The organism is Xanthomonas phaseoli pv. dieffenbachiae (assembly GCF_008639345.1).
Taxonomy (GTDB): Bacteria; Pseudomonadota; Gammaproteobacteria; order Xanthomonadales; family Xanthomonadaceae; genus Xanthomonas; species Xanthomonas phaseoli.
Genome location: NZ_CP041380.1, coordinates 3,803,693 through 3,825,042, shown reverse-complemented (window position 1 = coordinate 3,825,042; position 21,350 = coordinate 3,803,693). Strand labels below are relative to the sequence as shown.

Here is a 21,350-nt window from a genome sequence, read left to right as displayed (position 1 = left end):
GAATTCAATGACGCTGCGGCGTCACTTCACGAGGGTGGCATGAGCAAGCAGATTCTGATTCTTCCCGGCGACGGGATCGGGCCGGAGATCATGGCCGAAGCGGTCAAGGTGTTGAAGCGCATTGACGCGCAACATGGTCTGGGTTTCGAGCTGGTGTATGACGAGCTGGGCGGCGCTGCGTACGACAAATACGGCAGCCCGTTGGCCGATGAAACGCTGGAGCGCGCGCGTGCCGCCGATGCGGTGCTGCTGGGTGCGGTGGGTGGCCCGCAGTGGGACACCATCGACCCGGCGCTGCGGCCGGAGCGTGGGCTGCTCAAGATCCGCTCGCAGCTGGGCCTGTTCGCCAACCTGCGGCCGGCCTTGCTGTACCCGCAGCTGGCCGATGCGTCCACGCTCAAGCCGGAGGTCGTGGCCGGGCTGGATCTGCTGATCCTGCGCGAACTCACCGGCGGCATCTATTTCGGCCAGCCGCGTGGCAACCGCACCTTGGACAACGGCGAGCGCCAGGCCTACGACACCTTGCCGTATAGCGAGAGCGAGATTCGCCGCATCGCCAAGGCAGGCTTCGACATGGCACGCCTGCGCGGCAAGAAGTTGTGTTCGGTGGACAAGGCCAACGTACTGGCGTCGAGCCAGCTATGGCGTGCGGTGGTCGAGGAAGTGGCCAAGGACTACCCGGATATCGCGCTGTCGCATATGTACGTGGACAACGCGGCGATGCAGTTGGTGCGCGCGCCCAAGCAGTTCGACGTGATCGTGACCGACAACATGTTCGGCGACATCCTGTCCGACCAGGCCTCGATGCTCACCGGTTCCATCGGCATGCTGCCGTCGGCCTCGCTGGATGCCAACAGCAAGGGCATGTACGAACCGTGCCACGGCTCGGCACCGGACATCGCCGGCAAGGGCATCGCCAATCCGCTGGCGACGATCCTGTCGGTGGCGATGATGTTGCGCTACACCTTCGCGCAGGCCGCTGCGGCGGATGCGATCGAACACGCAGTTGGCAAGGTGCTCGATCAAGGCCTGCGCACGGCCGACATCTGGTCGGAAGGCACCACCAAGGTCGGTACCGTGGCAATGGGCGATGCAGTGGTGGCCGCGCTGTAAGAGCGTTCGCGTCGCCGACCGGTTGTGGCTTTGCGGGTGGCTATCGTCTTCGGACGATAGCCACTTTCGTTTGGTTGACCGATTCGTGATCACATCATTCGACCGAAGCGCTGGCATGAAATCGGCGGATGTCGTGTGCAGCACTGGTCGGTATCCAGGGGCGGTCGGCAGCGCGGTGCCGCATCCAGTGTCGGGACACGCCGTGGATCCGTCCATGCAGGCTCGGTGGCGGCATCCATGCCGCCACACGGTCCCGCCACCGGGCGCGACACCGTGCTCTCAAGATTGCTACTGCTGATCGGCACGCAATGCTTCAAGCAGGTGTTGATGCCTGAGCACTTCGTGGCCGATGTAATCGTCAAGGCATTTATCTGCTCTTGCATCTCAAGGAATGGGTGCCCGGAAAAACGGGCAGTCCATCTGGCTGTCGGCATTTCGTTCCGCGACCGACAGAAATCGGTGGTGCTTGCGCGCGTACCGATGTGGGACCTTGAGCGGCATGGATGCCGCGCCAGCGCCTACATGGACGTACTTGCGGCGTGTCCCGGGCCGGTACGCGTGCGAGCGCCCGCAGCAAACCGAAGCATTCATACAGAACTCGCAGACACCGCCCGCAAGGCCTCGAATGCGAGGTATGTGCCCGATGTCGGCACGAATGCAAGCGCCTCCACAGACCGACGTATTCGTACAGAACTCGCAGACGTCGCCCGCCAGGCTGGTCCTTGGCGCAGCGCCGTTTCCAGCATACGTATACCCACAGGCGCCGGTAGCAAATCCACGCGCCTGCAAAAGTGAAGCAACAATTACCAGAACGGCCAGCAGATCACTCTGCCGGCCGTCAGGTTTGCATCGTCCAGCGCAGGGCCGGTTACGCCACCGCAGCCGTCTTGCCGGCCACCACGCCACGCTCGCGCTGACGCAACAAGCGGTTGGCCACATCGAGCCACGCAAGCGCGCTGGCTTCGATGATGTCCTTGCTGGTGCCGGTGCCTTCGTATTCCACGCCGTCGTGACGCACGCTCAAGCTGGCTTCGCCGCGCGCGTCCGCGCCGATGCCCACGCTGTGCACCTGGTAGCTGTCCAGTTCCAGCCTCACGCCGGTCGCCGAGGCCAAGGCACCGAACAGTGCATCCACTGGCCCGTTGCCTTGCGCGGTTTCGGCCACACGGTTGCCTTCCGGGTCGGACAACTCCACCAATGCATTGGCGCGGCTGCCCACATCGCTGATGGTCATCGATGCCAGGCGATAGCCTTCCTGCACCGTGGCGTCCTGCATCAATGCCTGCAGATCGGCATCGGTCACCACGCGCTGCTTCTCGCACAGCGCCTTGAACTGTTCGAACACCAGCTTGACTTCTTCTTCCTCCAGCAGATAACCCAGCGCACGCAGGCGCTGCTCGACCGCGGCGCGGCCGCTGTGGCGGCCCAGCACCATTTGCGAGGATTCCCAGCCCACATCTTCCGGGCGCATGATTTCGTAGGTGCCGCGATGGCGCAGCATGCCGTGCTGATGAATGCCCGACTCGTGCGCGAATGCGTTGCCACCCACCACCGCCTTGTTGCGCTGCACCGGCATGCCGACCAGGCGTTGCAACAATTGCGACGTGGACACGATGCGCGGCGTATTGATTGCCGAATCGATGTTGTAGAACGCGCCACGCACCTTCAGCGCCATGGTGATCTCTTCCAGCGCGCAATTGCCCGCACGCTCGCCGATGCCGTTGATGGTGCATTCCACCTGGCGCGCACCGCCTTCGATGGCCGCCAGCGAGTTGGCCACCGCCAGGCCCAGATCGTTGTGGCAGTGCGCGCTGAAGATGACCTTGTCGGCACCGTCCACGCTGGCGATCAGGCGCGAGAACATGCCGCGGATTTCTTCCGGCGTGGTGAAGCCGACCGTGTCGGGCAAATTGATGGTGGTGGCGCCGGCGGAAATCGCCACGCGGGTGACCTCGGCCAGGAAATCTTCTTCGGTGCGGGTCGCATCCTCGGCGGAGAATTCGATGTCGTCGATATAGCCGCGCGCCAGCGTCACATGTTTGTGCACCGACTCCAGCACCTGCTCGCGGCTCATACGCAGTTTGTGTTCGCGGTGCAGCGGGCTGGTGGACAGGAACACATGCAGCCGCGGATTGGCTGCCGATTCCAGCGCCTTGGCCGAGGTTTCGATATCGGCCTGCAGGCAGCGCGACAACACCGCCAGGGTGGGGCGGCGCAGTTCGCGGCCCATCATCGCCACCGCTTCGCGGTCCGAATGCGAGCTGGCAGGAAAACCGGTTTCGATGATGTCCACGCCGAGTTCGTCCAGCGCGCGCGCCATGACCAGCTTCTGCTGGGGCGTCATGCTGCAGCCGGGGGATTGCTCGCCGTCGCGCAGGGTGGTGTCGAAAATTCGGATACGCGGGGTCTGGTTGGATACGGTCGTGTTCACCAGGAAGACTCCTCTACGGCGATGGCGGTGACAGGCGTTGAAGCGACTGCGGATGGGCGGGAAAGAACGTGTGTGGCGGGTGGCGGATTGGCGCTGCGTTCGTTGCGGAGTCGCTCGGTATTGCGACGGCGCGGCTTGCGTGGCGGACGCGGCCGCACCTCCGACAAGAGTGTAGCCAGCACGGTTGCGTCGATATTACCGCCAGAGACCACCGCACATTTGCGTTTGCCGGAAACGCGGCGACCGGCGGCCAGGGCGAGGGCGCCAGCGCCCTCGGCAATGACGTGTTCTTCCAGTGCCAGGCGCACCAATGTTTCGCGCAGTTCGGCCTCGCGCACGATCACCACATCATCGAGCAGGCTCGAGCACAGGCGGCGCGTGAGCAGGCCTGGAATCTTGACCTTCACGCCATCGGCGAGCGTCGGTACCGGGGTGATTTCGCGCAGATCGCCGCGGACGGCGCGCGCCATCGAATCCACGCCTTCCACCTGCGCCCCGACCACGCGCACGCCTTGCGACTTCAATGCCAGCGCCACCCCGGAGGCCAGGCCGCCGCCGCCGATCGGCACGATCACCACGTCCGGCGCATGCGCCGCCAGCTCGATGCCGACGGTGCCCTGGCCGGCGATCACGTCCGGGTCGTCGAAGGCGGACAGGAAGCGATAGCCGTTCTGCTCGGCCAGCTCGCGCGCAAATGCGAACGCTTCATCGTAGCTGTTGCCGTGCTGGCGTACGGTGGCGCCCCAATGCGCGACACCGGCGATCTTGGTCTGCGGCGCGCCATAGGGCATCACCGTGATGGCCTGCACGCCCAGCCGGTACGCCGACCACGCCACACCTTGCGCGTGGTTGCCGGCCGAGGCGCAGATCACCGGGCGCTCGTCGCCGCGTTCCAGGCCGGCCAGCAAGGCATTCAAGGCGCCGCGCACCTTGTAGGAACCGGTGCGCTGCAGATTCTCCAGCTTCAACCACACACCGAAGCGTTCGGCGTAGTGCAGCGGCGTGGGCGACAGGTACTTGCGCAGGCGTGCCTGCGCGGCCAGGACGTCGGCCACGCTGACGGCCACGCCGACGGCCACGTCGCCTACCTCTGGCTCCTGTGCGGAAGGGCGGCCGGAATCAGGCATTGCGGCACGCGCGCGGGCGATCCGGAAGAAGACACCTCCGGACGGCAGTCTGATGGTCGCGCGAGGTCTGCATGCTCATGCCGCCGCCTCGACCGATTCCAGTGCGGTGATCACCACCGATTCGCAGTCGTAGACCTTTTCCAGCTGCAGGCGCAGCGTTTCCGGCGGACGGTTGCTGTCCACATCCAGCAGCAGATGCCAGCGCCCGGCATCGTCTGGCGCTGCTGCGCCCTGGATCGCGCATGGGCGGAAGCCGCGGCGTTCGGTCATGCCGATCACCCGCACCAACGCGCCTTCTGCCGGCTTCAGCACCAGATCAAGCCGGTAACGCATGCGATGTCTCCTTGGCCGCGTGTGCGGGATTGCTGTCCAGCATGGTGCTGTTGGCGTTGTTGGGCGGCACCAGCGGCCACACGTTGGCACGCGCGTTGATCGCCACATGCAACAGGCCGGGACCGGGCTGCGCCAGCAAATCGGCCAGCGCCGCATCCACGTCACCGCGGGCGATGATGCGCTTGGCCGGGATGCCGAACACCTGCGCCAGCGCCGCAAAATCCGGGTTGTCGGACAGGTCGATCTCGCTGTAGCGCTCGGCAAAGAACAGTTCCTGCCACTGCCGCACCATGCCCAGCGAGCTGTTGTCCAGCAGCACGATCTTCACCGGCAGCTTGCAGCGCGCAATGGTCACCAGCTCCTGCACGTTCATCATGAAACTGCCGTCGCCGGAAACCAGCACCACGGTGCGGTCAGGGCAGGCGAACTGCGCGCCCATCGCGGCCGGCAGACCGAAGCCCATGGTGCCGAGCGCGCCGCTGGTGAGGTGATTGCGCGGGTCGTTGAAGCGGCAATGCTGCGCCACCCACATCTGATGCTGACCCACATCGCAGGCGATGATGGTGTCGGCCGGAGCCACTTCGCTCAGGCGCTTGAGCAGCGCCGGGGCATAGATGTCGGTACCGGGCGCGTCGTAACGCGCGCCGAATTTTTCGCGGTTGGCAAAACAACGCGTGCGCCAGGCCTGGCAGTTGGCCCGGGCTGCGCTCAGTGCCTTGAGACTGGTGGCCACGTCGCCGGGCACTGCGATGTCGGCAGTGCGCAGCTTGGAAATTTCATACGCGTCGGCATCCAGGTGGATGACGCGCGCAAACGGTGCGAACTCGCTCAGCTTGCCGGTGGCACGGTCGTCGAAGCGCGCACCGACCACCACCAGCAGATCGCATTCCTGGATGGCCATGTTGGCCGCACGGGTGCCGTGCATGCCCAGCATGCCCAGGTAATCGGGATGCGCATGCGGCAGCGCACCCAGGCCGCGCAAGGTCAGCGCGGTCGGGATGCCGGTGGCTTCGACAAAGCGCCGGAACGGCTCCACCGCGCCCGCCAGCGCGATCCCGCCCCCGCCGTACACCACCGGGCGTTCGGCGCCGGCGATCGCCGCCAGTGCTTCGGCCAGTTTCGCGTCCGCTGGCGCCGGCGGCGGCTGCACGGCTGCCGGAACATGCGGCGGCAGATGCGAGGCATCTGCCACCTGCACGTCCTTGGGCAGGTCGATCAGCACCGGCCCGGGACGTCCTTCGCGCGCGATGCGAAATGCCTGGCGCACCATCTCCGGAAGCTCCTCCACGCGCCGCACCAGAAAGCTGTGCTTGACGATCGGCATGGTCATGCCGAACACGTCCAGCTCCTGGAATGCATCGGTGCCCAGCAACGGGGTGGCGACCTGGCCGGTCAGGCAGATCATCGGCACCGAGTCGAGCATCGCATCGGCGATGCCGGTGACCAGGTTGGACGCGCCCGGGCCGGAGGTGGCCACGCACACGCCGACCCGGCCGCTGGCACGGGCATAGCCGTTGGCAGCCAGTGCAGCGCCCTGTTCGTGACGAACCAGGATGTGCTTGAGCCTGGAATCCACCAGGGCATCGTAGAACGGCATGATGGTGCCGCCCGGATAGCCGAATAGCGTTTCCACGCCTTCGGCTTCCAGGGCCTGCGTCAGCCAGCGCGCGCCATTGCGGGGCGTGCTGTGTGCGGAGGTGTTCATGCGTTGCGGACCTTCGGTTTAAGCGGTGGGGGAGGCGGCGGCGTTATGCCGCCTGTTGATTCGCAGGTGCGGCAGCGGCTTGCTGTTGCCCGTTGAGCCACACCATCTTGGCGCGGAGCTTCTTGCCCACTTCCTCGATCGGGTGCTCCAGGTCGGCCTGCTTGAACTTGTTGTAGTTCGGCAGGCCGGCGTCGTATTCGGCCACCCAGTTCTTGGTGAAGGTGCCGTTTTGGATGTCGGTCAGCACGTCCTTCATGCGCGCCTTGGTGCTGGCATCGATCACGCGTGGGCCGCTGACATAATCGCCGTATTGCGCGGTTTCGGACACGAATTCCAGCATGCGGGTGATGCCGCCTTCGTAAAACAGGTCCACGATCAACTTCAATTCGTGCAGCACTTCGTAGTATGCGATTTCCGGCTGATAGCCGGCCTCGACCAGCACTTCGAAACCGGCCTGCACCAGCGACGAGGCGCCGCCGCACAGCACGGCCTGCTCGCCGAACAGATCGGTTTCGGTTTCTTCCTTGAACGTGGTCTTGATGATGTTGGCGCGCGCGCCACCCAGGCCGCCGGCATAGGTCAGCGCGAACTGCTCGGCCTTGCCGCTGGTGTCCTGGTACACCGCATAGATGCACGGCACGCCGCGGCCGATCTCGTATTCGCGACGCACCAGCGCACCCGGGCCCTTGGGCGCGACCAGCACCACGTCCAGATCGGCGCGCGGTTTGATCATGTCGAAGTGCACGTTCAGGCCATGCGCGAACAGCAGGCAGGCGCCCTGCTTCATGTTCGGCGCGATGACGTCTTCGTAGAGCTTCTTCTGCACCATGTCCGGGGTCAGGATGGCGACCAGGTCAGCGCTCTTGACCGCCTCGGACGGTGCCACGACGGTGAAGCCGTCGGCCTGGGCCTTGGCTTCGGTCGGGCCACCGGCACGCAGGCCGACGGTGACGTCGAAGCCGGAATCGCGCAGGTTCAGCGCGTGTGCGCGGCCCTGGCTGCCGTAGCCGATGATCGCGATTTTCGGTTGGGTGTCGTTGCTCATGGGATGTCCTTGCGGAGTTGGCAGTGGAGATGGGTCGATAAATGGATCAGCCGGCAGTGCGGGCACTGGCCGGCTGAGCAAAGCGGGGACGCGCGATGACACGGCGCAGGCAACCACAGGCGGCCATGCGCGTCTGGGCGCACGGCGATGTTGCGGATGTGGCAATGATGTCGTTCATGTCATTCGAAACTTTTGGTGATCCCTGAAACGCGAAACCCCGCGCCGTTGCCGGTGCGGGGTCTGATCGAAGCCTTGTGTGTCTGTTGCCTACACGAAGTCTCGTCCCGCACCGGTTGGCGAGGTAATAAGTACGAGCACGAGAAGCGACGCGGCCGACGCGCCGAAGGGCGCGGACATCAGAGCATTCGAGGTGGTGGGGCGGTGCAGCATGGGTTGAGATAACCATCGCCGCCGGTGAGGTGTCAACCCTTGCGGGTGAAACATCCGCGGGCCCGCTGCACGTATCGTGCGAAGCCGCATGGCAGCAGCATGGTTACCGCTGAAACCGCATCGTCTCATGATCTGCAGAGCCGACCTGGATCACCAACTGCGCGGGTTTATCGTAACTCGCACTGTTGATCGGGCGCTGTGCCCCGGGCCGCTGGTATGGTGGGTCATCCACTGTTGTGTCTTGGGGAGTTGCCTGCACATGCGTCGCGTACCTGTCTTGTTGGTGTCTGCTCTGGCGCTGCTCGCGTCACCTCTCGGCGCTGCCGACCGCGTCACCGGGCTGCCGTTTGCCACCCGTTCGGAAGTCATTGCGCCGCATGCCATGGCCGCCACCTCGCAACCGCTGGCCACCCAGATCGCGCTGGATGTGATGAAGGACGGCGGCTCGGCGGTGGATGCAGCGATCGCGGCCAATGCGGCGCTGGGCCTGATGGAGCCAACCGGCAATGGCGTGGGAGGGGATCTGTTCGCGATCGTCTGGGACCCCAAGACCAGCAAACTCTATGGCTACAACGGCTCGGGCCGCTCGCCCAAATCGCTGACCCTGGCTGAATTCCAGCGCCGCGGCCTGAAGGACATTCCGCCGACCGGACCGTTGCCGGTGTCGGTGCCGGGCGCGGTGGATGGCTGGTTCGCGCTGCACGCGCGCTTCGGGCGCAAGCCGATGGCGCAGAACCTGGCGCCGGCCATCCGCTACGCGCGCGAAGGCCACCCGGTGGCCGAAACCATCGCCTACTACTGGGACCGTTCGGTGCCGCGGCTGTCGCAATACCCGGGTTTCAAGGAGCAATTCACCATCGACGGCCACGCGCCGCGCAAGGGCGAGCTGTGGAAGAACCCGAACCTGGCCAACACGCTGCAGCAGATTGCCGACGGCGGCCGCGATGCGTTCTACAAGGGCGAGATCGCGCGCACCATTGGCGCCTACTTCAAGGCCAATGGCGGGTATCTGAGTTACGACGACATGGCCAGCCACCAGGGTGAGTGGGTAGAGCCGGTCAGCACCAACTATCGCGGCGTTGATGTGTGGGAACTGCCGCCCAACAGCCAGGGCATCGCCGCGTTGCAGATGCTCAACATCCTGGAAGGCTACGATTTCTCGAAGATTCCGTTCGGCTCGGCCGAGCACGTGCACTTGTTCACCGAAGCCAAGAAGCTGGCCTTCGCCGACCGCGCACGCTTCTATGCCGACCCGGCGTTTCAGCCGGCACCGCTGGCCAGGCTGATCTCCAAGGACTACGCCAGTCAGCGGCGTGCGCTGATTTCGATGGACAAGGCGCTCAAGGAAGTACAACCGGGGACACCCAAGCAACTGGAAGAAGGCGACACCATTTATATGACCGTGGCCGATGCCGACGGCATGATGGTGTCGCTGATCCAATCCAACTACCGTGGCATGGGCAGCGGCATGGCGCCGCCGGGGCTGGGTTTCATCCTGCAGGACCGCGGCGAGATGTTCGTGCTGAAGAAGGATCACCCCAACGGCTATGCGCCGGGCAAGCGGCCGTTCCAGACCATCATCCCGGCCTTCGTCACCAAGGACGGCAAGCCCTGGCTGAGCTTCGGCGTGATGGGCGGGGCGATGCAGCCGCAGGGGCATGTGCAGATCGTGATGAACCTGGTGGACTTCCACATGAACCTGCAGGAAGCCGGTGACGCGCCGCGCATCCAGCACGAGGGCTCCACCGAGCCCACCGGCCAGGCCACCGCGATGAGCGATGGCGGCGAGGTCAACCTGGAAACCGGCTTCTCCTACGACACCATCCGCGCGCTGATGCGCAAAGGCCACCGGGTGATCTTTGCCGACGGCCCGTACGGCGGGTATCAGGCGATCGCCCGCGATCCGGCCAGCGGCGTGTACTACGGTGCCTCGGAAAGCCGCAAGGACGGACAGGCGGCCGGATATTGAGCGCGGTACGGTCGAGGTTGCCGCTCAATTCCGGCCGCCGCACGCCGCTAATCACGGGATGGAGCAGGAGCCCCTCATGAATTCGATGCAACAGCCCGACCCGCCGTCGCAGGCCCAGACGGCCGTGCTCCCGGATGCGCCCGTGGCCTTGCTGCGCCTATCTGCCGAGGCGTGTGTGGTGGCCTGCAACCGCGTTGGCCTGGATGTGCTGGGCAAGACCGCGGCCGAGCTGCAGGGGGCGCCGGCCTCGGTGGTGTGGGGGTTGAGCGCCGCCGATCTGGTGGGCGAAGAAGGCGTCTGGGCTGCCCCGGGCGACGACCCGGCGCGGCGCGTGCGCTATGTGCGCGACCGCGCGCAGGGCGGCTGGATGCTGTCGCTGCCGCATGTGGAAACCGCGATCCTGCTGCGCGAGGCCACGCGTCTGGCCGACGGCAGCCGGCCGGTGCCGATCTCGCCCCTGCTGCAACCGCTGGTTGCGCGTCTGCAGGCCGAGCACGAAGACCGCACGGTGCTCGAGCGCACCGCGCAGGCGCTGGCCGGCTGCGAACTCGAACTGTTGTTGCCGCCAGGACTGGCAGAAACCGAGATGGGCCGGCGCCTGCAAGCCGGGTTCGGCAATCTGGCCGAGGCCATCCGTCAGGCAGTGGCCTTGTCGGTGCAGATCGCCGCCGAAGTGCCGCCGCTGGTGGCCGAAAACGATGAAATGGTGCGCCAGTCGCAGGCGCAGAACGAGGCGCTGGACGGCGCGCGCACCGCGGTGGAGCGGTTGTCGTCGAGCCTGCAGGACGTCAATGCCGAGCTGGCACAGGTGATCGCGCTGGCCGCCAGCGCCGACGACAGTGCGCGCCAAGGCGTGGCCGCCGCGCATGCGCTGGGCCAGGCGATGCATGAAGTGGAGCGCCGAGCGTCGCGCGCGGGCGAAGTCATCGAAGTCATCGATTCGGTGGCGTTCCAGACCAATATCCTGTCGATCAACGCCAGCATCGAAGCCGCGCATGCCGGCGATGCCGGGCGCGGGTTTGCGGTGGTGGCCACCGAGATCCGGCGGCTGGCCGAACGCGCCGCAGCGGCGGCGCGCGACGTGCGCGCGATCCTGGCCGAAACCAGCGCCGCCGTGGGGGAGGGCGCAGCCTCTGCACGTGGTACCGAAGCGGTGCTCGATGGCATCACCCGCGTGCTCGGGCAGGCCAGCAGCGCGATGACCACGGTGGCCGGGCGCATCCAGGCGCAGGACGGGGAAATTCGCGGGATCGAGCGTGCGGTAGATGGCGTGGTGGCGTTGGGCCGCAGCAATCTGCAGCATGCTGCGCACGTGGCCGAACGCAGCGAAGCGCTGGGGCGCGGCACCGAAACCCTGCGCGATTGCGTGGGCTTGTTCCGGTTGCCGCCGGACCCACTGCTGGTGCCCAGGCACGCGCGGGTCAAGGAGCTGGCCGTTGCCACGGCCGGCAAGATCGGCAGTGCGCTGGCGCAGGCCATTGCGCGCGGGCAAATTGAGCAGGCTGCATTGTTCGCGCGCACCTATACGCCGATCGCCGGCGTGGAGCCGCCCAAGTTCAATACCGACTTCGATGCGCTCTGCGACCAGGTACTGCCCGCTTTGCAAGAGCCGCTGCTGGACGCGCACCCGTGGATCGTCTTCGCCATCTGCGCCAATCCCGATGGCTATGTGCCCACGCACAATCTGCGCTTCACGCAACCGTTGACCGGCGATGCCAAGCGCGATCTGGTCGGCAACCGCACCAAGCGCAAGTTTACCGACCGCGTTGGGCGCAGCGTGGGCGCGCACACCGACCCATACCGCCTCCAGGTCTATCGCCGCGATACCGGCCAGATCATGTTCGACCTATCCGCGCCGATCTTCGTCGGCGGCAAGCACTGGGGCGGCTTGCGGGTGGGCTATACGTTGGAGTGATGGCGTTGACCGGCCGGCGTTTGGCGGCTGTGCGTCAACCCGGGCAACAAAAAAAAGCCGCCGAAGATCGGCGGCAGGGAGAGAGAGCAGGTTTCTTGTTGTAGTGGCTGCAGGCTAACGGTGCGATGTGCCGTGGAAATGTCTGTGCATGTCGCCATCGCCGTGCCGTGTGCCAGGCGCTCGATTGCGTGTTAGCCGTGGCACACAGACAACGACCTCCCGAAGGAGGCCGTTGTGACACCACGTGGATCAGGACAGCGTGCTCAGAAGCGCTGGGTGTACTGCAGGTAGCTGTAGCGTCCCGGGATGGCGTAGGCCGGATCGAACGAGTTGGCCGAGGCGCTGAGCGCGACCGGCGGGTCGCGGTCGAAGACGTTGTTCAGGCCCAGCCGCACGGTCGCATTCCACGGAAGCTGGTAAGACACCTGCATGTCGTTGAACGCAGTCGCCGCAACGTGGCGATAGTTTCCGTTGTCGTCCAGTTCCGAATCGTAGTCCTTCATGCCCGAGTAGTAACGCACGGCCCAGTTGGCGGCCAGATTGCCGTAGCTCCAGTCCAGGGTGAGCGTGCCGCGGGTGCGCCAGTTCGGATTATTGGTGTGGTAGATGCCGTTGTAGCTTTCCCACGCAGAATTGTCGTCCTGCTTCTGCTCGTTGACCGCCACGTAGGTCGAATCCAGCGTCAGCATGAACTGGCCGATTGCGGTCTGCGGCAGTTTGTAACGCGCGGTGAAATCGTAGCCCTGCATGCGTTGCTCGCCGACATTCACCGGCTGGATCACCAGGCCGGTGATGGTCCCGGTCGCATCGCGGGTCACCAGGTCGCAGAACGCCGAGACGTTGAACTGGTAGCACTGCGTCAGGATCTGATTGGCGCTGAATTCGGTGATGGCGTCGGTGATCTGGATCTTCCACCAGTCCAGCGACACGTCCAGGCCCTGCACCGAAGCCGGGCTGTAGACAAAGCCAAGCGTGGTGTTCTTGGACTTTTCCGGTTGCAGATTGGCGTTGCTGGTGTAGGTGAACGGATAGATGGTCTGGCCGGAGTTGCCGCTGGCGCTGTTGTATTCGGCAACGTAATTGGCAGGCACGCCGCGGGCGGCGCATGCGGCCGCAATCGCGCTGGTGTAGGAGGTGCTGTTGGTCGAGCAGGGATCGGAGTAGGTATCGAAACTGTCCGACGCGCCCAGATACAGATCTTCGATCGATGGCGCGCGGAAACCGGTGGCGTAATTGCCGCGAATCAGCAGGTCGGCGACCGGCTTCCACTTGAAGCCGAACTTGCTATTGGTGGTGCTGCCGAAGGTGTTGTAGTCCGAATAGCGCACAGCCGCGCTCAACTCCAGCAACTGCGCACCAGGCACATCCTTCAGCAGCGGAATCGCCACTTCGGTGTAGTAGTCGTTGAGCGTGTACGAGCCGGAGGTGGGCGTGAACGAATTGCCCGAGGTATAGCCGGCAGAGATCAGGGCATCCGGTGAGGAGAACCCGCTTTCCTCGCGGTGTTCGACACCGGCGGCAAAACTCATCCAGCCGGCGGGCAGCTCGAACAGGTCGCCGGTGAGGTTGGCGGTGAAGCTGCTGTTTTTGTATTGATAGGTGTTGTGCGCAGTGAACAGGATGTAGTCCAGCATTTCCTGGGTCACGCCACCGGCCGGCGACAAGGGGTTGAACGGTACGCAGCCGGTAATGACGGCGCCGCCGCTGTCCAGGCACGCCAGGGTGCCATTGACGATGGCCGATGCCCCGAGCGCATTGCTCAGGTTGAGCAGATTGACATCGCCATACTGGGTTTCGGTCTGGTCGGTCTGGTTGTGCGCAAAGCCCACATCCCAACTGAACTGCCGGTCGGCAAACTGGAAGTCGCCTTCCAGCCCGGTGTACACGTGCGAGGTCTTGACGTCCTGCTGGTAGGTGCGCGCGAATTCGGTCAAGCGATGCGACCAGCCCACATCGCGCCCGTCGCCGCCGTAGGCCGTGTTGTACGGGTTGTAGTAGCTGTCGCCGCTCAACAGGATGCCGGTGTTGACCGAAGCCAGCGGAAAGCCGGCCAATTGCTGCGACGACTGGCGGCGGTTATACAGTCCATCGAACTTGAAGCGCACGTTGTCGGTGAGTGCGTAGTTGCCCTGCACATACAACGCGTCGCGCTTCTGTGGTGTCACCAGGTAATTGTCCTTGGCGTAGTTGTAGCCATATTCGGATGTATTGAAGGCGGTGTACTGGTCCAGGCCGTAGCGCGGATACCTGCTGTCGCCGCTGGCGGTAGCACTGTCGGGCAACACCGTCCATGCGCCGCTGGTGCCATTTGCACGGAGGCGGCCGCTTGCCGAGTAGCTGCTGTAGGCCGAAGAGCCCGCGCCGTACACCGGCTCGGCGGAGATCTCCCGGTCGCCTGCCATCACCGCATCTTCCTTGACGCTGGACAAGCCGATGACCAGGTTGCCGCGCTCGCCGGTGGCGCCCACGGTGGCATCGAAGGAGGTGCGCTGGCCATCGCCCTGGCCATATTGGCCAACGTAGGCGTTGACTTCGGCACCATCGAAATTGGTACGGGTGATGATGTTGACCACGCCGGCGATGGCATCGGAGCCATAGATCGACGAGGCGCCATCCTTGAGGACTTCCACGCGCTCCACGATGGCCGAGGGAATGGTGTTCAGATCCACCGAACCGGACAGGCCCGAGACCCAGCGCCGGCCGTTGACCAGCACCAGCGTGCGAGAGGCGCCCAGGTTGCGCAGGCTGACCGTGGCCGAGCCGTCGCCGCCGTTGTTGACGGTGCTGTTCATCGTTGCACCGTTGGAAGGGATGCGCTTGAGAACGTCGGCAACCGAGGTCAGGCCCTGCTTTTCGATGTCCTGGCGCGTCAGGACCAGCACCGGTTGCGAATTTTCCACATCGACCGAGCGGATGCGCGAGCCGGTGACTTCGATCTTGTCCAGGTTGGTCGGACTCTTGTCGGTTTGTTCCTGGGCGATGGCGCTCGTGCTGACGCACAGGCTGATGGCGATCGCGAGCGAGCCCCGACGCATGGTCGGGTGGAGCGTTGTCATAGTCATATGTACGGCGGTTCCCGGTAGAGGAGGAGCGACAGCGCGATCCCCGTGAATGACACCTGCATGCGCGCGGCGTTTCCGGCATGCCCTGCAGGCTTAGCGGGAATTTAACGAGCGGGTTTCGCCGCCGTTTTTCGTCAATCGGCGCCTTGTTGCGTGGCCACGCGCGCAATGCATTGGCGCGCCATGTAATGCCTGCGCAACGCAGGGCGTGTGCTGCAGCGACGTGGGATGACCTGTGCGGACATATGTCGCCGCCGGACGCGACAACCTTGCCACGCGCAACAGCAGGCCGGTGCGGGCGCCGCGTCAGTGCGGTATGCCCTATGGGTTTGGCTTGGCGCCATGCGCGCCGCAGGTCTCTGGCGGCGTTTGTTTAGCCGCGCAGGGGGGGGATGTGGTTTAATCGCCGCCGAAGTGGGGGTACCGCAGCGTGCTGCGGTTGAGATAGTCCCTTCGAACCTGATCCGGCTGATACCGGCGTAGGGAAGCTTCGTCAGATGCGATGGTTCGTGCGTGCACGGGCGATCCGTATCGAGCGCCGCCGCTTCGTCCGCACTGCGACTCCTTCGCAGGGCCAGCACACAGGACGAATGCCATGAATGCCGCGCCCACCGTTTTGCAGCAACAAGCCCAGTCGTTGTCGGAGGCTGTCACCCAGCCGATTCCCGGTTCACGCAAGATCTTCGTGCAAGGCTCGCGTGCGGATCTGCAGGTGCCGATGCGCGAGATCGCGTTGACGCGCACGCCCACCCTGTTCGGTGGCGAAGAGAATCCGCCGCTCAGCGTCTACGACACGTCCGGGCCTTACACCGATCCGCGGGTGGCGATCGATCTGGCAGCCGGCCTGGCACCACTGCGTGCGCAGTGGATTGCCGAGCGTGACGACACCGTCGCCCTGGACGGACTGAGCTCCAGTTTCGGGCGTGGCCGCGAGCACGACGCGCGTCTGGATGCAGTGCGCTTCCCGGCGCGGCGTCTGCCGCGGGTAGCGCGCCCGGGCGCCAACGTCACCCAGATGCATTACGCGCGCCGCGGCATCATCACGCCGGAAATGGAATACGTGGCGATCCGCGAAAATCAGCGCCTGGAAGCGGTGACCGATGCCAGCTTGCGCAAGCAGCATCCGGGCCAGGCGTTTGGTGCCTCGATCCAGCAACGCATGACGCCGGAGTTCGTGCGCGAAGAGATCGCACGGGGCCGCGCGATCTTGCCCAACAACATCAATCACCCCGAAAGCGAGCCGATGATCATCGGTCGCAATTTCCTGACCAAGATCAATGCCAACATCGGCAACAGCGCGGTGTCTTCGGGCATTGCCGAAGAAGTCGAGAAGCTGGTGTGGTCGATCCGCTGGGGCGGGGACACGGTCATGGATCTGTCCACCGGCAAGCACATCCATGAAACGCGCGAGTGGATCATCCGCAACTCGCCGGTACCGATCGGCACGGTGCCGATCTATCAGGCATTGGAAAAGGTCGATGGGCGCGCCGAAGAACTCACCTGGGACATCTTCCGCGACACCTTGATCGAACAGGCCGAACAGGGCGTGGATTACTTCACCATCCACGCCGGCGTGCTGCTGCGCTACGTGCCGCTGACCGCAAAGCGCGTGACCGGCATCGTGTCGCGTGGCGGTTCGATCATGGCCAAGTGGTGCCTGGCGCATCACAAGGAGAACTTTCTCTACACGCACTTCGAAGACATCTGCCAGATCATGCAGGCCTACGACGTGGCGTTTTCGTTGGGCGATGGCCTACGCCCCGGCTGCATTGCCGATGCCAACGATGCGGCGCAATTCGGCGAGCTGGAAACGCTGGGCGAACTGACCAAGCTCGCCTGGAAGCACGATGTGCAGACCATGATCGAAGGCCCGGGCCATGTGCCGATGCAATTGATCAAGGAAAACATGGACAAGCAGCTGCGCGAATGCGGCGAGGCGCCGTTCTACACCTTGGGCCCGCTGACCACCGACATCGCGCCGGGCTACGACCACATCACCAGTGCGATCGGTGCGGCGATGATCGGCTGGTTCGGCACCGCAATGCTCTGCTACGTCACTCCGAAAGAACACCTGGGCCTGCCCAACGGGCAGGACGTGCGCGACGGCATCATGGCCTACAAGATCGCCGCGCATGCGGCCGACCTGGCCAAGGGGCATCCGGGCGCGCAGGTACGCGACAACGCCCTGAGCAAGGCGCGTTTCGAGTTCCGTTGGGACGACCAGTTCCATCTTGGCCTGGATCCGGAAAAGGCCAAGGAGTTCCACGATGAGACGCTGCCCAAGGACGCGCACAAGCTGGCCCACTTCTGCTCGATGTGCGGGCCGCACTTCTGTTCGATGAAGATTACCCAGGACGTGCGTGATTACGCAGCCGAGCACGGCATGAGCGAGGCGCAGGCGTTATCGACGGGCATGCAGGAAAAGTCCGCGCAATTCGTCGCGCAGGGCGCGCAGGTCTATCGCGCCACGTGACGCGTTACATGGCCGCGTTTCACAGAACGTGATGTAGCGCCTGCTTAGGAGAAGTTCAGTTTTGTACTGCACAGATTGCAGCGCGGTGCGCAAGTGCCGCGCGATGGCAGGGTTGCAAGCGATTCCAGGAAATAAGGGTTTCGGCTGATCTAGCTGAATCGCAGATAAAAAAATCGCGCCAGAAGGCGCGAAGGGTACATCGTCATTATTCGAATTCGTCGGCGAGAGAGAGAGAGAGCCTGACGCTGCCGCCTGTCATAGGAAGCAACGGGGCATAGCGTAAAATTTGCACCAAATGGATGCATGACACAGTTGGTCGTCGTCCTTTGCTGAATTTGGCGTTTCGCGGATTGCGCGGGGCGCTCTTTGTTGTTCTTGCATGCCGACGCGTGTTTTTGCCGATGAGTGTTCCTCCCGTTATCGCAGTGCCAGCGGGCCGCCTACGTGTCGGTCAATGCGTGGTCGACGTTGCCTCGCGCGAGGTGCACGCACCCGGCGCAAAGCGTCCGCTGCGGCTGGCGCCCAAATCCCTGGCGGTGTTGCTGACCCTGGCGCGGCATCCGGGCCAGGTGGTCACGCGCGAGCAGCTGCTTGCCGAGGTCTGGCCCGATACCTTGCCGACCAACGATGTGGTGACCCAGGCGGTCACGCAGCTGCGCAAGGCGTTTGCCAGCCACGGCGGGCAGCGCTCGGAGCACATCGAGACCATCGCCAAGACCGGGTATCGCTTGATGGCGGCGGTGGTGTGGGAGGCGCATGCAACTGCAGCGGCGACGCTGCCCGGCGAGGCACCTGGTTCGGACGCGCTCGGGCCGGCGCAGCCGGACGCAGGCGTGGCGGCCGTTACCGACCAGTCCGACGCTGCCACGCCCCCCCTCCACACCGCGCCTGGCCAGCCCGTATCGCCCGTCGCTGCGGAACCGGCCGCTTCGACGCCGGCCGCGTCACGACACCGGCGCGCGCTGGCGCTGGCAGTCGCCAGCGTGGCGTTGCTGGTCGTGCTGAGCCTTGCGGTATGGACCTCATGGCGCCGTGCCCCGGCGCCTTCTACCGAGCAAGCGCATGCGGTGTTGGGCAGCCCCAAGCGGCCGTATCAGGTGATTACCGCAGGCGGTGGATTCGACCTCACGCCAAGCCTGTCGCCCGATGGCGCGCAGGTGGCGTACGCCTCGTTGACCCGCGATCGTGCCGGCACCTCGATCCTGGTCAAGACCACCGATAACGCCTATCCGCGGGTACTGGAGACGCCCGCGCCCGGCGTTTCCGATCGTTTGCCGGCGTGGTCGCCGGATGGGCGGCAGATCGCGTTTTCCAGGCAGGCGCCCGATGGCAGCTGCCGGGTCATGATCGCCGCAGCCAACGGGCCTGTGGCCTCGCGCGAGGTCATGCGGTGCGACGGTGCCGACATGCTGAGTTTCAGCTGGTCGCCGGATGGGCGCGCGCTGGTGTTCGGCAGCATGACCGGCCCGCATGGCGCGGCCCGCATGCGTCGCCTGGATCTGGCAACCGGGCAGTGGCAGACGCTGGACTACCCGGCGCAGGCAGGTGATTTCGATTACGCGCCGCGGTATTCGCCCGATGGGAATTGGATCGTATTCCTGCGTAATCCGCAGCTCGGGGACCTGTGGCGAATTCCGGCCGAAGGCGGCGTTGCCGAACGGCTTACCCATGACAACGCCGATATCCGTGGATGGAGCTGGCTGCCCGACGGAAGCGGTCTGATCTTCGGACGTCGCGTGGACAGCGAGGCGCGGCTGTATCTGCTCGATCTGCGGGACCACAGTTTGCAGGATGTGGGGGTGGACGATGCGCAAGCACCGGACGTGGCGAACGGCCATCTGGTATTCGTGCAGCGCAAACCGCAATTTGGCGTCTATCAGGTCATTGGCGACACGATGAACGGTGGCTACATTCGCCGCCGCCTGTTTCCATCCAGCGGGCGCGACGATCAGCCGATGATTGCGCCGGATGGGCGGCAGCTGATCTTTGCATCCAACCGATCCGGTGCGTACGGGCTGTGGTGGGGCGATGTCAGCAAACCCGGCTCGGTGCGCTTGATCGAAGGGCCGCGCCCGGATTCGCGCCAGGCCGCCGACTGGTCAGCCGATTCGCAACGTGTGCTGGTCAGCGGCAGCGATGCGGCCGGGCATGCAGCGCTATTCGAAGTGACCCCCGGCAGCGGCCAGGTGGTACGACTGCCGGTGCCGCAGCCGCGCCCGCTGCAGGCGATCCATCTTCCCGACCCCGACCGGCTGCTGGTACTTGCCGCCGCCGCCGACGGGCATACCTTCGCAACGCTGTACGACCGACGCAGTCGCCCCTGGCGTGCGCTGGCGACGCTGCAGGACGTCTCTCAGTTGCGGCTGGACCGCGTCAGCGGACAGGTCTTGTTGACCCGTCTCAGCGGTGGCGGTGTGTGGCAGGTCGCTCCATCGCTGGCCGCCGACACCTTGCATGCCGTCGATCCGCAGCGGCCGTCGCGTTGGCGGTATCGCAGCTGGGCGCCGGGGGCGCATGGCCAGCTGCATTACCTGTCGTCGACCGACAGTTGCGCTGCCTACGATAGCGAGCTGCGCAGCGGCCGCAGCCAGTGTCTGGATGCGGTCAAGTTCACCACCATCAACGGATTCAGCCTGAACCAGCACGACGGCACACTGTATGTGTCGCTGGCCGAAGAAGATGGCAGCGCCATCGCCTACATGCCGTTGCCGCAGCATTCCGTGGCGCCTGTTGGCGTCGCTGCTAACCTGTTGTCGGTATTGAAAAAAATCGCTTCGTAAGTTTTTCGGAAAGGCTTCGTGGCAATTTCGGCACAGTTTCGTCAAAACTTCCTGACCGACGCCACATTCGGCAAAACACTACGCCCTCTTTTGTACAGGGGGCTGCCAACATGCAACAGGTCATCACCGCAGATCGTGGGCTTGCGCTCGCGCTGGACAGCGCCAGCGAGTCGACATCGACGACCTGTCTGGCGGTCTCGCGGCTCGGCAGCATCCGTACTAGCGCAGCGACATTCACCCTGTGGATACAGCTACGCGGACGCGCATGGGTGGAATCCAAGGAGGGCCGCTTTCGTCTGCGTGCCGGGGACTGGATCGCCTTCGACAAGGATTCCCATCCCACCGTGCAGGCAGACCGCAGCGCGCTGTGCGTGGGCGTCGGTCTGGATGGCGAGAGCCTGCAGTCGCTCGCTGAACTGACCGATGCCACGCTGTATCCCGGCCGCGCCCAGTTATCGCGCGGTGACCTGCGCATCGCCTTGCGCCTGTGGCGCAATGCTGCCGCACAAAGCGGCAGTGCCTCCGCGCGGCCGTTGCTGCTGCACCTGGCGGCGATGCAGCGCGATTTCATTGCGCAGGAACAGCGTTGCCCGGGCCGCTCGCGCAGCCGGCGGCGTCAGGTGTTCGGGCGCATGCAGCGTGCACGGCTGTATCTGGAAGGCAATAGCGACCGGGTGGTACGCATCAGCGAACTGGCGCAGCTGACCAACTTTTCCAGTTGGTACGTCTCCAAGACGTTTCAGAGTTTGTACGAAGAAAGCCCGCAGGCGCTGTCTGCGCGCTTGCGTCTGGAACGTGCCTCCGATTTGTTGCGCGATACCTCGATGATGATCGGCGAGGTTGCAGCGGCAAGCGGCTTCGACAATTGCTGCAGCTTCGCGCGCGCATTCCGTGCGCGCTTCGGTGTCTCCGCATCGCACTACCGCGACCAAACGGCAAATCCGCCAGATTCGGCAAAGCCACGTAACGTGACGCGCAAAGCGACGGCGTTCACGCAATCGTAATTT

12 protein-coding genes and 1 riboswitch are annotated in these 21,350 nt (G+C 64.8%); of the genes, 6 read left to right on the top strand and 6 right to left on the bottom strand.

The annotated features are described in order from the left end of the window. The first annotated feature begins 39 nt into the window (after positions 1-39). On the top strand, positions 40-1,113 hold the full coding sequence (gene leuB, locus FLG15_RS17085) for a 3-isopropylmalate dehydrogenase (RefSeq protein ID WP_017157472.1): 1,074 nt from the start codon (positions 40-42) through the stop codon (positions 1,111-1,113). 868 nt (positions 1,114-1,981) lie between these two features. On the opposite strand, the gene FLG15_RS17080 is transcribed toward leuB, so the two are convergent. The 5 genes from FLG15_RS17080 to ilvC all read right to left on the bottom strand — a co-directional run bounded on the left by FLG15_RS17080 (position 1,982) and on the right by ilvC (position 7,754). Next, positions 1,982-3,544, bottom strand: a complete 1,563-nt coding sequence (locus tag FLG15_RS17080; RefSeq protein WP_017156818.1) for a 2-isopropylmalate synthase — start codon at positions 3,542-3,544, stop codon at positions 1,982-1,984. Beyond that, positions 3,541-4,671, bottom strand: a complete 1,131-nt coding sequence (locus FLG15_RS17075) for a threonine dehydratase (protein ID WP_150146860.1) — start codon at positions 4,669-4,671, stop codon at positions 3,541-3,543. The genes FLG15_RS17080 and FLG15_RS17075 overlap by 4 nt, the downstream gene beginning before the upstream one ends. Before the next feature lie 75 nt (positions 4,672-4,746). After that, entirely contained in the window at positions 4,747-5,004 is a 258-nt protein-coding gene (locus FLG15_RS17070; RefSeq protein ID WP_003483347.1) for an ACT domain-containing protein, read from the bottom strand. After that, the gene (ilvG, locus tag FLG15_RS17065) at positions 4,988-6,709 is read right to left on the bottom strand and encodes an acetolactate synthase 2 catalytic subunit (protein WP_150146858.1); all 1,722 of its coding nucleotides are present in this window, start codon (positions 6,707-6,709) and stop codon (positions 4,988-4,990) included. The genes FLG15_RS17070 and ilvG overlap by 17 nt, the downstream gene beginning before the upstream one ends. A 43-nt stretch (positions 6,710-6,752) precedes the next feature. Next, a complete protein-coding gene (gene ilvC, locus FLG15_RS17060) occupies positions 6,753-7,754 on the bottom strand; it encodes a ketol-acid reductoisomerase (protein WP_017156821.1) in 1,002 nt (333 codons plus the stop codon). A gap of 649 nt (positions 7,755-8,403) precedes the next feature. Here ilvC and ggt point away from each other — a divergent pair. Further along, positions 8,404-10,113, top strand: a complete 1,710-nt coding sequence (gene ggt / locus FLG15_RS17055) for a gamma-glutamyltransferase (RefSeq protein WP_150146855.1) — start codon at positions 8,404-8,406, stop codon at positions 10,111-10,113. Between the two features lie 58 nt (positions 10,114-10,171). Then, positions 10,172-12,028 carry a methyl-accepting chemotaxis protein gene (locus FLG15_RS17050; RefSeq protein WP_170922377.1) on the top strand — a complete coding sequence of 619 codons (1,857 nt, stop codon included), beginning with the start codon at positions 10,172-10,174 and terminating at the stop codon, positions 12,026-12,028. A gap of 263 nt (positions 12,029-12,291) precedes the next feature. Here the strand turns inward: FLG15_RS17050 and FLG15_RS17045 are convergent, their stop codons facing one another. After that, the gene (locus FLG15_RS17045; protein WP_057679243.1) at positions 12,292-15,063 is read right to left on the bottom strand and encodes a TonB-dependent receptor; all 2,772 of its coding nucleotides are present in this window, start codon (positions 15,061-15,063) and stop codon (positions 12,292-12,294) included. A gap of 433 nt (positions 15,064-15,496) precedes the next feature. Next, positions 15,497-15,594: riboswitch (TPP riboswitch) on the top strand. A gap of 91 nt (positions 15,595-15,685) precedes the next feature. Between FLG15_RS17045 and thiC the strand changes: the two genes are divergently transcribed. The 3 genes from thiC to FLG15_RS17025 all read left to right on the top strand — a co-directional run bounded on the left by thiC (position 15,686) and on the right by FLG15_RS17025 (position 21,347). Continuing rightward, positions 15,686-17,563 (top strand): phosphomethylpyrimidine synthase ThiC, encoded by a 1,878-nt coding sequence (gene thiC, locus FLG15_RS17035; RefSeq protein WP_057679242.1) that lies wholly within the window; start codon positions 15,686-15,688, stop codon positions 17,561-17,563. A gap of 425 nt (positions 17,564-17,988) precedes the next feature. Continuing rightward, positions 17,989-20,343, top strand: coding sequence for a winged helix-turn-helix domain-containing protein (locus FLG15_RS17030; RefSeq protein ID WP_169790134.1), 2,355 nt, complete (start codon positions 17,989-17,991; stop codon positions 20,341-20,343). Positions 20,344-20,453: 110 nt separating this feature from the next. Next, positions 20,454-21,347: a helix-turn-helix domain-containing protein gene (locus FLG15_RS17025; RefSeq protein ID WP_057679240.1), complete on the top strand. Its 894-nt coding sequence runs from the start codon at positions 20,454-20,456 to the stop codon at positions 21,345-21,347. The last annotated feature ends 3 nt before the right edge of the window (positions 21,348-21,350 follow it).